The sequence below is a fragment of the Mycobacterium sp. 1245852.3 genome, assembly GCF_001669335.1.
GTDB lineage: Bacteria > Actinomycetota > Actinomycetes > Mycobacteriales > Mycobacteriaceae > Mycobacterium > Mycobacterium europaeum_A.
In genome coordinates this window covers 1-11,696 of record NZ_LZLL01000531.1, presented here as the reverse complement: position 1 = coordinate 11,696, position 11,696 = coordinate 1, and the positions used below count along the sequence as shown (strand labels likewise).

Here is an 11,696-nt window from a genome sequence, read left to right as displayed (position 1 = left end):
GGCACCCATGCTGGGCGTCGTCCGGGCCGTCGACGGCTGGGTGGGCATCAACTGCCTGACCGGTCAGCACTGGCTCGACGTCTGCGCGATGCTCGGCCTGCCCGAGTTCGGCGAGCATCAGATCGCGATCATGTTGGGCGGGCCGGAGCGTGACGACTTCTTCGCCAAGGCCGAGCCGGTGCTGGCCGGCCAGACCGTCGCCGAGATCGTGGAACTCGCTCAAGCCCTGCGCATTCCGGCCGCACCGGTCAACGACGGCGCGACCGTGCTGGATTGTCCCCAGTACGCCGCGCGGGGGTTCTTCGTCGACACCGGGTCGTTTCGGCGCCCCGGGCCACCGTTCCGGTTGTCGAAAACCCCGGCGGCTCAACCCTGTCCGGCGCCGGTGGTGGGGACGCGGCCCGTGAGTTGGGCCGGCGACGGCCGGTCGCCGCGGCATGCGTCCGGGCCGCTGCCCTTCAGCGGTCTGCGGGTGCTGGATCTGACCACCTTCTGGGCCGGGGCGTATCTGACCTGCTACCTCGGGGCGTTCGGGGCCGACATCGTCAAGGTCGAATCGATCCAGCGGCCCGACGGGCACCGCTATTCGGGCGCCTTCGCCTACGAGGGCGACGACTGGTACGAGCGCAGCCCCATCTGGCAGGGCACCAACCTGAACAAGCGCGACCTCACGCTCGACCTGACCTCGCGGCCGGGCCTCGACATCGCCCGGCGGCTGGCCGCGCAGGCCGACGTCGTGGTGGAGAACTTCTCGCCGCGAGTCATCGAGCAGTTCGGCCTCGACTACGACTCGCTGGTGTTGCTGAATCCCGACGTGATCGTCGTCCGGATGCCCGGATACGGCCTGCAGGGGCCGTGGCGCGACTATGTCGGCTGGGCGCTGAACTTCGAGCAGACGTCGGGCATGTCGGCGGTGACGGGATACGCCGAGGGGCCGCCGTGCAACCCGCAGGGCCCCGCCGACCCGATCGTCGGCGTGCATGCCGGGGTCGCGCTGCTGGCCGCGCTCGAGCACCGGCACCGCACCGGCGCCGGCCAGCTCATCGAGATCGCGCAGATCGAGGTCGCCGCCGCGGTGACCGCCGAACCGGTGATCGAGTACTCGATGAACGGCGTGGTGCGCCCGCGCGAGGGCAACCGGCGGCGCGGCTACCTGCAGGGCGTCTACCCGACCGACGAGGACGACGTGTGGGTGGCGCTGTCCGTGCCCGATCAGCCGATCGATCATGACGCGTTCGACGAGCTCGTCGCCGCCTGGACTCGCACGCAGACCGCCGCGGCGATCGTCGAAACGCTGCAGGCGCAGGGCATCGCGGCCGAGCGGGTGATCACCGCAGACCTGATGTATGACCCCGAACTCATCGGGGCCCAGCTCGACGCCCGCGGCTATTACGAGGAGCTCGAGCACCCGATCACCGGTCGGCATCGCTATCCCGGCTGGCCGTTTCGCATCACGCCCGGACCGCAGCGCCACCATCGCACCGCCCCGCCGACGCTCGGCCAGCACAACGACGAGATCCTGCGCGAGCTGGGTCTGTCCGAGGCCGAGGTGGCCGACCTGCGCCACCAGCGGGTGATCGGCGAACGGGTGCTTAACGCCTAACCGGCCTTTTGTAAACCGCTCGTAACATGCCAAGCTGCTCGACATGGTCATCGAGATCGCCCGCCCCAAACTCGAAGGAAACGTCGCCGTCGGCGAAGACCGCCAGATCGGCTTCGCCGAGTTCGGCGACCCGCAGGGACGCGCGATGTTCTGGCTGCACGGGACCCCGGGCGCCCGCCGGCAGATTCCCACCGAGGCCCGCCTTTACGCCCAGCACCACCGGATCCGGCTGATCGGGCTGGACCGCCCCGGCATCGGCTCGTCGACCCCCCACCGGTATCGGAACATCCGGGCGTTCGCCGACGACCTGCGCACCATCGCGGACACGCTCGGCATCGACAAGATGGCGGTCATCGGGTTGTCCGGCGGCGGTCCGTACGCGCTCGCGTCCGCCGCGGCCCTGTCGGATCGCGTGGTCACGGCCGGGATCCTCGGCGGCGTCGCGCCGTTCCTGGGCGACGAGGGCATCACCAGCGGCCTGATGAACCTGGGCAAGCGGGCCGCACCGCTGCTCAAGCTGGGCGGCGACCCGCTGCGGATCGGCGCGAGCCTGCTGGTCCGCTCGATCCGCCCGGTCGCGAACATCGCCCTGTATCTGTACGCCGCGATCTCGCCCGAAGGCGACCGGCGCCTGCTCACCCGTCCGGAGTTCGGCGCGATGTTCCTCGACGACCTGCTCAACGGCAGCCGCAAGCAGCTGGCGGCCCCGTTCAACGACATCATCCTGTTCACCCAGGACTGGGGATTCCGGCTCGACGAGGTCAAAGTCCCGGTGCGCTGGTGGCACGGCGACAGCGACCACATCGTGCCGTTCGCGCATGGTCAGCACGTGGTGTCCCTGCTGCCCGACTGCGAACTCATCGTGCTGCCCGGCGAAAGCCATCTCGGCGGGCTGGGCCGCGGCGAGGAGATCCTGTCCACCCTGACGAAGATCTGGGACGAGAAGGGCTGACCTGCCCGGCGCCGGGTAGCCTGCTGACGTGCTACTGGCGTCCCTCGATCCCTCGGCCCTGACCGCCACCGATATCGCCGACGCGGTGCGCATCGAGGGTGCGGTGCTCAGCCGCAGCGATCTCGTCGGCGCCGCCACCTCGGTGGCCGAACGGGTCGGCGGCGCGGGCCGCGTCGCCATCCTGGCCGCGCCGACCGCTGCGACGGTGCTGGCGGTCACCGGCTGCCTGATCGCCGGGGTGCCCTTCGTGCCGGTGCCCGCCGACGTCGGCGCGGCAGAGCGCCGGCACATGCTCACCGACTCCGGGGTGCAGGCCTGGCTGGGGCCGGTGCCGGACGAGTCCGAGGGGCTGCCGCACATCCCGGTGCGCCTGCACGCCCGCTCCTGGCACCGCTACGCCGAGCCGTCGCCCGACGCCACCGCGATGATCATCTACACCTCGGGGACGACCGGGCTGCCCAAGGGTGTGGTGCTGAGCCGGCGGGCGATCGCGGCCGACCTCGACGCCCTGGCGCAGGCCTGGCAGTGGACCGCCGACGACGTCCTGGTGCACGGCTTGCCGCTGTTTCACGTGCACGGCCTGGTGCTGGGGCTGCTCGGATCGCTGCGGATCGGGAATCGCTTCATCCACACCGGCAAGCCGACACCGCAGGGCTACGCGCAGGCCGCTACCGAGCACGGCGGCACGCTGTTTTTCGGGGTGCCCACCGTGTGGTCGCGGGTGGGCGCCGACGAGACGGCCGCCCGGGCGCTGCGCCCGGCGCGGCTACTGGTCTCGGGAAGCGCGCCCCTGCCGGTTCCGGTGTTCGACCGGTTGGCCGGGCTCACCGGTCATCAGCCCATCGAACGCTACGGCGCCTCGGAATCGCTGATCACGCTGTCCACCCGCGCCGACGGCGAGCGGCGCCCGGGCTGGGTGGGGCTGCCGCTGTCCGGTGTGCAGACCCGGGTGGTCGACGACGAGGGCGCGCTGGTGCCGCACGACGGGGAGACTGTCGGCAAGCTGCACGTACGCGGGCCGATGATGTTCGACGGCTACCTCAACCAGCCGGACGCCACCGCCGAGGCGTTCGACGCCGACGGCTGGTATCGCACCGGCGACGTCGCGGTGATCGACGCCGAGGGGATGCACCGCATCGTCGGGCGCGAGTCGGTAGACCTGATCAAATCCGGCGGCTACCGCATCGGCGCGGGCGAGATCGAGACGGTGCTGCTCGGGCATCCGGGTGTCGCCGAGGCGGCGGTCGTCGGGATGCCCGACGCGGATCTCGGACAGCGCATCGTCGCGTTCGTCGTCGGGTCGGCCCCCGGCGATGAACTGATCGACTATGTCGCGCAAGAGCTTTCGGTGCACAAACGCCCGCGTGAGGTCCGCATCGTGGACGCGCTGCCGCGCAACGCCATGGGCAAGATCCTCAAAAAGCGGCTGCTGACCGACGGCTGAGCGGCCGTTCAGCCGGCTGGGCGCCCGGTCCGCCGGGCACAAAGACACGCAGCAAGTTGCCAGCTTCAGCGCCGAGCGTCGTCGCGAAGCGTCACCTACCGTCGTATCCGTGTATCGATGCAACCGGACAATGCGCGGCCACCGTGGGTGAGCCCACCCGGTCCGTGGTCCCCGCCGCCGCGCCTACCACCATGCGCCGGATCGCGGCCGCCTGCCTGGTGGGCTCGGCGATCGAGTTCTACGACTTTCTGATCTACGGCACCGCGGCGGCCCTGGTGTTTCCCACGGTGTTCTTCCCGGGCCTGGGCTCGACGGTGGCCACCATCGCCTCGATGGCGACGTTCGCGACGGCGTTCCTGTCTCGCCCGCTGGGTGCGGCGGTCTTCGGATACTTCGGCGACCGGCTGGGCCGGAAGAAGACGTTGGTGGCCACCCTGCTGATCATGGGCGCCTCGACCGTCAGCGTGGGCCTGGTGCCCAGCACGGCGTCGATCGGGATCGCCGCGCCCCTGATCCTCGTCGTCCTGCGGCTGTTCCAGGGGTTCGCCGTCGGCGGCGAATGGGCCGGGTCCGTACTGCTCAGCGCCGAATACGCGCCCGCCGGCAAGCGCGGCTGGTACGGCATGTTCACCTCGCTCGGCGGTGGGACGGCGGGAATACTGGCCAGCCTGACGTTCCTGGCCGTCAGCCTCACCATGGGCGAGAGCAGCCCCGCCTTCATGCAGTGGGGATGGCGGGTGCCGTTCCTGATCAGCAGCGCGCTGATCGGCATCGCCCTCTATGTGCGGCTCAACATCGACGAAACCCCGCTGTTCGTGGAGGAGAAGGCCCGCAACCTGGTGCCCAAAGCGCCGCTGGCCGAGCTGCTTCGGTTGCAGCGGCGTGAGATCGTGCTTGTCGCCGGCAGCTTCCTGGGCGGCATGGGGTTGGTCTACCTGGGCAACACCTTCCTGGTCATGTACGCCCACTCGCAGTTGGGCTACTCGCGCAGCTTCATCTGGGGCGTCGGCGCGCTGGCCGGGCTGACGAGCATCGCGTTCGTGTCGTTCGGGGCATGGCTGTCCGATCGAGTCGGGCGCCGCCGGGTGATGCTGTGTGGCTTGGCGGCGTGTCTGCCGTGGTCGTTCGTGGTGATCCCGCTGATGGACACCGGCAATCCCGTCATGTACGCGGTCGCGGTGCTGGGCATGTTCGCCTGCGCGGCGGTGGCCAACGGCCCCACCGGCGCCTTCGTTCCCGAACTGTTCGCCACGCGCTACCGGTACAGCGGCGCGGCCGTGGCGATGAACCTGGCCGGCCTCCTCGGCGCCGCCGTGCCGCCGCTGCTGGCGGGCAGCCTGCTGGCCACCTACGGCAGCTGGGCGATCGGGCTCATGATGGCGACCCTCGTCGTGGCCAGTTTCGTGTCTGTCTACCTGCTGCCCGAAACCAAGGGGACCATGCTTCGCGCCCCGACCGTCGAGAAGGTTCCCGTCGACCTGTAGGGGCCGCGCGTCAGTTGGCGTGCAAGTCCTCGTTGAGGGCGATGCCCTGGCCGCCGCGGGCCACCACTTCGACCGCCCCGCTCACCGAATTGCGGCGGAACAACAGGTTGTTGCCGCCGGAGAACTCCAGGGCCTTCATTGTTTTGCCTTCGGGCGTAACGACTTTGGTGCCCGCGGTGACATACAGGCCCGCCTCGACGACGCAGTCGTCGCCCAGCGAGATGCCCAGGCCCGCGTTGGCGCCCAGCAGGCAGCGCTTGCCGATCGAAATCACCTCGGTGCCACCGCCGGAGAGCGTGCCCATGATCGAGGCCCCGCCCCCGATGTCGGAGCCGTCGCCCACCACCACGCCCGCGGAGATGCGTCCCTCCACCATCGACGCCCCCAGCGTGCCGGCGTTGTAGTTGACGAAGCCCTCGTGCATCACCGTGGTGCCCGGCGCCAGGTGGGCGCCGAGGCGCACCCGGTCGGCGTCGGCGATGCGCACCCCGGCCGGCAGCACGTAGTCGACCATCCGTGGGAACTTGTCGACGCCGTAGACCGTCACCGGTCCGTGGCGGCGTAGCCGGGCCCGGACCGCCTCGAATCCCTCGACGGCGCACGGCCCGCGATTAGTCCACACCACATTGGTCAATACCCCGAAGAAGCCGCCGGCGTTCAGTCCGTGCGGCGCCACCAGCCGGTGCGAGAGCAGATGCAATCGCAGGTAGGCGTCGTAGGCGTCGGCGGCCACGTCGTCCAGCGAGCCGATGACCGTGCGTACGGCAACGGTCTCGGTGCCGCGGTCATCGTCGCGTCCGATCAGCGCGGTCAGCTCCGGGGGAATGTCGGACAGCGCCAGCCGCGACGTCGCGCTGGTGCCCGAATCGGTCAGTTCCGGTGCGGGAAACCACGTGTCGAGGATCGATCCGTCGGCGGCCAGCGTTGCCAGGCCTATCCCTTCGGCGCCTGCTGCTCTTGTCACGGCGGTCAGGTTACTTCGTGGGCCGCGCCCCGATCCGCCCGCCCCGCGGGGCGCCCGCCGCCGCGACGGCTTCCGGTATTCAAAGTCCCACCCGGGCAAGGCAATTGGTAACCGTCGGTGCAACGCGGGCGTTCGCGGCGGTCAGCCCCGCCGGTCCCCGCAGGTCAGCGGCGTGAATTTCGCCGTTTGGGGTACGTAGCTTCCGGGGTCCGCGGGTCGTTTCCCGGCCTTGTCGCGGGGCTTGTTGTCGCCGGTCCATAGCGGCCGCCTGATTGCCGGAGGAGAAAAACATGTCCTTTGTCACCACACGGCCCGAGGCGCTGCTCGCCGCGGCGAGCACCCTCGAAGGGCTCGGCTCGTCGATGGCCGCCCAGGATGCCGCGGCTGCGGCGCCTACCACCAGCATCGCTCCCGCGGCCGCCGACGAAGTGTCCGCGTTGCAGGCCGCGCAATTCTCGGCCTACGGCGCCTGGTACCAGCAAGTCAGCGCCCAGGCCAGGGCGATTCACCAGACGCTGGTCAACAACCTGGACAACAACGCCGACTCCTATGGGACGACGGAATCCGCCAACCAGGTCAGCACCAGCGCCGCGGCGCTGCAGCAGTTTGCACCGGCCGCCGCGGCCGCCGACCCGCCGCCCGGGGACGCCGCCCTCGGCACCGAGATCGAATGGGGTCAAAACGTCGGCGCCGCCGCATCCGACTTCATCACCTTGGGCGAGGGACAATTCGCGCCCGTCCCCGGCGCGTCCGGGATCCCGAACTTGACCGGCGACGTCGGCACGGCAACCGCGGCGAGCGCGCCCGCCCCCGCCGGTCCCACGGGCATGGCTGCGGCGCCGGTGCTGGCGAGCGCCGGCCAAGGGCCCTCGATCGGCGCCTTATCGGTGCCACCCAGTTGGGCGGCAACCGGTGTCCCGGTGGCCAATCCGACCGCGGCGACGCTGACCGGCGCGGGTTTGGCCAGCGCCGCGCCCCAGAGCACGTCAGTGACCACCGTTCCGGGCGGCGTGCCGTCGATGGCCACCTCCGGGCGAGGGGGCTACGGCCTGGGCGCCCCCCGCTACGGCGTCAAGCCCACCGTGCTGCCCACGCCGACCGTCTAGCACCCACCTAACTGAGAACAGGAGCACCGCAATGACTTTCGATTTCGGGGCACTCCCCCCAGAGGTCAACTCCCTGCGCATGTACACCGGCGCTGGGGCCGGGCCGATGATGGCCGCCGCGGCGGCGTTCAGCAGCCTCGCCGACGAACTGAGCACGACCGCCGCGGCCAGCCAGGCGGCGATCGCCAATCTCACCGGCGACGAGTGGATGGGCCCGTCGTCGATCGCAATGGTCACCGCCGCCCAGCCGTATGTGCAGTGGATGCACACCACCGCCGGCCAGCTGCAGCAGGCCGCGGCCCAGGCCATGGCATCGGCGGCCGCCTACGAGGCGGCGTTCGCGATGACCGTGCCGCCGCCGCTGGTCGCCGCCAACCGGGCACAGCTGGCGGCCCTGGTCGCGACCAACGTCCTGGGGCAGAACACCGCGGCCATCGCGGCCACCGAGGCGCAGTACGGCGAGATGTGGGCCCAGGACGCCGCCGCGATGTATGCCTACGCCGCGTCGTCCGCCGCCGCGGCCCGGCTGAGCCCGTTGACCGAGCCGGCACCCACGAACAGCCCGGGCGGCCTGGGCGTGCAGACCGCGGCCACGGCCGCGCAGACGAGCGGGTTGCGCGGGGTCGTCTCCAACGTGCCCGACGCGGTGCAGTCGTTCGCCGCGCCGGCCGCATTGCCGGGCGCGGGCGCGGCCGGGAGCGCGCTGGACAGCGTGCTCGGCGACCCGGTCGTGTCCAACGTCGGCAACGCGGGTTTCGACGTGGTGTCCTGGAACGTGTTCAACACCATCGTGTCCAACATCCTCTACAACCACACCCTCGACGCGGCGGCGTCCGGCAGCGTGGCCGGCAGTGTGGGCGGTGCGGTCGGCAGCGGCGCCCTGGTGAGCGCGGCGGCGCCGGCCGGTGCCGCGGGCGTGGCTGCCGCACCGGTGCTGGCCAGCATGGGCGCGGCGACCCCGGTCGGCGGATTGTCGACCCCCGCCGCGTGGTCGGCGGCCGCGCCACGAATCCCGGCCGAGACCGTCGCGGGCACGGGCTGGACCGCACCGGCCGAAGAGGCGCACACGGCGTGGGCGTCCGGCATGCCTGCCGTCGCCTCGGCGGGGCGGGGCGGTTACGGGATGGGGCCGCGCTACGGCGTCAAACCCAAGGTGATGCCCACGCGGTTGCTCGTCTAGCGCACGCGGTGTTCGGCGCCGTTCGCCATGAGCGGCGACGGATTATCGTTAGACCGTGCTGGACTTACGCGGAGACCCGGTCGCGCTGACCGCGGCGCTGGTCGACATCCCCAGCGAATCGCGGGACGAAGCCCGGCTGGCCGACGAGGTCGAGGCCGCGCTGCGAGCCCAGACGTCCGGGCTCGAGATCCTCCGCAACGGCAACGCCGTGCTGGCCCGCACCCACCATCAGCGGCCGTCGCGGGTACTGCTGGCCGGGCACCTCGACACCGTGCCGGCGGCCGCGAACCTGCCCAGCCGCCGGGAGGGCGGCGACCTGTACGGCTGCGGCACGGCGGACATGAAGTCCGGCGACGCGGTCTTCCTGCATCTCGCCGCCACCGTGGCCGACCCGGTGCACGATCTCACCCTGGTGATGTACGACTGCGAGGAAATCGAGGCCGCCGCAAACGGATTGGGCCGCATCGAACGCGAGCTGCCGGATTGGCTGTCCGCCGATGTGGCCATCCTGGGCGAGCCCACCGGCGGTTACATCGAAGCCGGCTGCCAGGGCACTCTGCGCGTGGTGGTCAGCGCCACCGGAACCCGCGCCCATTCGGCGCGATCCTGGTTGGGAGACAACGCGATTCACAAGCTGGGCGCCGTGCTGGAACGGCTGGCCGCATACCAGGCCCGCAGCGTCGACATCGACGGCTGCGTCTACCGGGAGGGCCTGTCGGCCGTGCGCATCGACGGTGGTGTGGCGGGCAACGTCATCCCCGACGCGGCCGCGGTGACCGTCAATTTCCGGTTCGCCCCGGACCGGTCGCTGCCCGACGCACTGCAACACGTGCACGACGTGCTCGCCGGGCTGGACGTGCACATCGAACAGACCGACGCGGCGGCCGGCGCGCTGCCCGGGCTGTCCCAACCCGCCGCCAAGGCGTTGGTCGAGGCGGCCGGCGGCAACGTCCGGGCCAAGTACGGCTGGACCGACGTGGCGCGGTTCGCCGCACTGGGCATACCGGCGGTCAACTTCGGGCCCGGCGATCCCAACCTGGCGCACAAGCGTGACGAGCGGGTCGCGGTCGCCGACATCACCGCCGCGGTCGACGTGCTGCGCGCCTACCTGGGCGGCTAGGCGTTCCCGCCCCCGCATCGCTGCGCCTGCGCGGCGGCGTCGGCGGCGGCCGCGTGCATGCCGATCGACGTCAACTCGTCCGACACCGCCCGCAGCCCCCCGCCATCGCCGGCGGCCAGCGCGCGGGCGTGTGCCAATGCCAGTCTGCCTGCGACACAGTCGATCTCGCCGCAGAGCCGGCCCAGGGGGTCGGCGGCCCGGACGTCGCCCAGCCGCACGGCCTCGTGCCAGACCCGCAACGCCACCCCCCGCTGCCCACCGCGTTCGGCCATCCGGGCGGCGTCGCGCGCGGCGGCCACCGCGCCGTGGGCGTCCCGCACCAGGGCCAGCCGCCACGCCCGCGCCACGCCGAGCTCGGGCGCGAACAACGCGGATTTGGTGCCGTGCCGGGATTCGGCCCTGCTCAACGCTTTCGCCGCCGCGGCGGTGTCGCCCTGCTGGGCCAGCGCGGTGGCCAGCAGCGTCAGCGAAAACGGCCCCCACGAATAACCGGTGCGCTCCAGGGTGGCGGCAGCCGGAGTCAATAACGCTGCCGCGGAGGCGAATTCGCCACCGGCCAGCAGCACATGCGCCAGCAGCACCTCGCCGATCGCGCGGCCCGGTTGTTGCAGCTCGGCGAAGTCGGTGAACTGCTGCGCGAGCCGGCGGGCCTGGTCGGGCCGGCCGGCCATCAGCAGCGCGGTGGTCTGTCCCAGCCCGATCGTGAAGCGCAGCAGCCCAGGGTGTTCGGCGCCCAGCGCGCGCTGCGCCAGGGGCTCGACGTCGTCGAACCGGCCCTCACGCGCCGCGCACAACGCGGCCGCGCTGGCCGCCCAGGCCACCGCCTGGTCATCGGCCGACGGCGATGCGAGGACGTCGCCGGCCACCTTCACGGCGTGACCGACATTGCCGGCGTTCATCGCGAACGTCGCGCTGAGCGCGTCCAGGGTGGTGCGCGGGCCGGTATCGGTGACCCGATTGCGCAGCGTCCGCAGGAACGCGGTGGCGCGCTCGGGTTCGCTCAGCATCCAGAACTGGTTCGCCGCCCGCAGCAGCGCCCAATCCATCAGCGCCGCTTCGGTCAGTGCGCTGGAGTCGACGTCGGCCAGCACCGAATCGGCCTCGCGACCACGGCCCTGCCATGCCAGGGCGTGGGCCAGCGCGAGCCGCGCCGCCAACCCGCCGGACCGCTGCAGGGCCGACCGGGCCAGTCGCTCGCCCAGCGCCAGGTCGCCCAGCCGCAGCGCCTGCTGCGCGGCGGCGGCGACGTCGGCGACCCGCGGGGGAGTGGCACTGTCCAGCGCCAGCGACACCAGCCGCAACCGGTCGCTGAGGTGCTCCGACGGCCGCTGGGACAGCAGCTCGACCACGTCGGTGCGTCGCTGTCGCGCGTCGTCGGGATCGAGCAGCGCCCGCGTCCGCTCGGCGAACAGCGGGTGCGCGGTGTAGACGACCGGGTCGTCGGACGAGCCGCCGCGCTCGCGGGTCTCCGCCGCACCCCACGCCACCGCGTCGGCCACCGCGCCGTCACCGGCGAGCGCGGTCAGATTGGTGACCGAGAGCGGCTCGGCGACGGCGAGGTACTCCAGCACCGACCGCGCCGCGGCGGGCAGCTCGGCGAGGAAGGTATCGATCTGCGCCGGGGCGCTCGCCCCGCCCGGCGGCTCGATGTCGATCCGGGTGAGCAGGTCGTCACCCCACAGCGCCGCGATCGCCTCGGGAGCGGAGTCGGCGCGGGCGGTGACGATGAGCCGTCCGGCGCCGTCGCGCGCCAGCTGGTAGACGAGGGTGGCCGACAGCACGTCCAGGTGTTGGGCGTCGTCGACGACGAGCAGCAGGTCGTCACCGCCCAGCGATGCCCGGG

9 protein-coding genes are annotated in these 11,696 nt (G+C 71.8%); 7 read left to right on the top strand and 2 right to left on the bottom strand.

Going from position 1 to position 11,696, the window contains the following annotated elements; all coding sequences use genetic code 11:
- The 4 genes from A9W96_RS24305 to A9W96_RS24290 all read left to right on the top strand — a co-directional run.
- Positions 1-1,603: CoA transferase (locus A9W96_RS24305; protein WP_067143730.1), on the top strand; the 1,603-nt coding region annotated here is incomplete at its 5' end.
- Between the two features lie 43 nt (positions 1,604-1,646).
- A complete protein-coding gene (locus A9W96_RS24300) occupies positions 1,647-2,555 on the top strand; it encodes an alpha/beta fold hydrolase (RefSeq protein WP_066871216.1) in 909 nt (302 codons plus the stop codon).
- Positions 2,556-2,583: 28 nt separating this feature from the next.
- Positions 2,584-3,999: an acyl-CoA synthetase gene (locus A9W96_RS24295; protein WP_067143726.1), complete on the top strand. Its 1,416-nt coding sequence runs from the start codon at positions 2,584-2,586 to the stop codon at positions 3,997-3,999.
- A gap of 191 nt (positions 4,000-4,190) precedes the next feature.
- Entirely contained in the window at positions 4,191-5,483 is a 1,293-nt protein-coding gene (locus tag A9W96_RS24290) for an MFS transporter (protein ID WP_067143728.1), read from the top strand.
- Positions 5,484-5,493: 10 nt separating this feature from the next.
- Here the strand turns inward: A9W96_RS24290 and dapD are convergent, their stop codons facing one another.
- A complete protein-coding gene (gene dapD, locus A9W96_RS24285) occupies positions 5,494-6,447 on the bottom strand; it encodes a 2,3,4,5-tetrahydropyridine-2,6-dicarboxylate N-succinyltransferase (protein ID WP_066878550.1) in 954 nt (317 codons plus the stop codon).
- A gap of 290 nt (positions 6,448-6,737) precedes the next feature.
- Between dapD and A9W96_RS33170 the strand changes: the two genes are divergently transcribed.
- From A9W96_RS33170 to dapE, 3 genes are read left to right on the top strand one after another with little or no spacing between them, the layout of a single operon-like run.
- A complete protein-coding gene (locus A9W96_RS33170; RefSeq protein WP_067143724.1) occupies positions 6,738-7,553 on the top strand; it encodes a PE domain-containing protein in 816 nt (271 codons plus the stop codon).
- A 31-nt stretch (positions 7,554-7,584) separates the two neighbouring features.
- Positions 7,585-8,733: a PPE family protein gene (locus A9W96_RS24275; RefSeq protein ID WP_067143722.1), complete on the top strand. Its 1,149-nt coding sequence runs from the start codon at positions 7,585-7,587 to the stop codon at positions 8,731-8,733.
- 55 nt (positions 8,734-8,788) lie between these two features.
- Positions 8,789-9,853, top strand: coding sequence for a succinyl-diaminopimelate desuccinylase (dapE, locus tag A9W96_RS24270; protein ID WP_067143720.1), 1,065 nt, complete (start codon positions 8,789-8,791; stop codon positions 9,851-9,853).
- On the opposite strand, the gene A9W96_RS24265 is transcribed toward dapE, so the two are convergent.
- Positions 9,850-11,696, bottom strand: a 1,847-nt coding sequence (locus tag A9W96_RS24265) for an AAA family ATPase (protein WP_067143719.1), incomplete at its 5' end; no start/stop codon positions are given. The two genes, dapE and A9W96_RS24265, sit on opposite strands and share 4 nt — an antisense overlap.

Excerpts from the sequence above, each read along its gene's own strand:
- A9W96_RS24300 (WP_066871216.1), top strand. The coding sequence starts at position 1,647 with ATGGTCATCGAGATCGCCCGCCCCAAACTCGAAGGAAACGTCGCCGTC.
- A9W96_RS24290 (WP_067143728.1), top strand. The coding sequence starts at position 4,191 with ATGCGCCGGATCGCGGCCGCCTGCCTGGTGGGCTCGGCGATCGAGTTC.
- A9W96_RS33170 (WP_067143724.1), top strand. The coding sequence starts at position 6,738 with ATGTCCTTTGTCACCACACGGCCCGAGGCGCTGCTCGCCGCGGCGAGC.
- A9W96_RS24275 (WP_067143722.1), top strand. The coding sequence starts at position 7,585 with ATGACTTTCGATTTCGGGGCACTCCCCCCAGAGGTCAACTCCCTGCGC.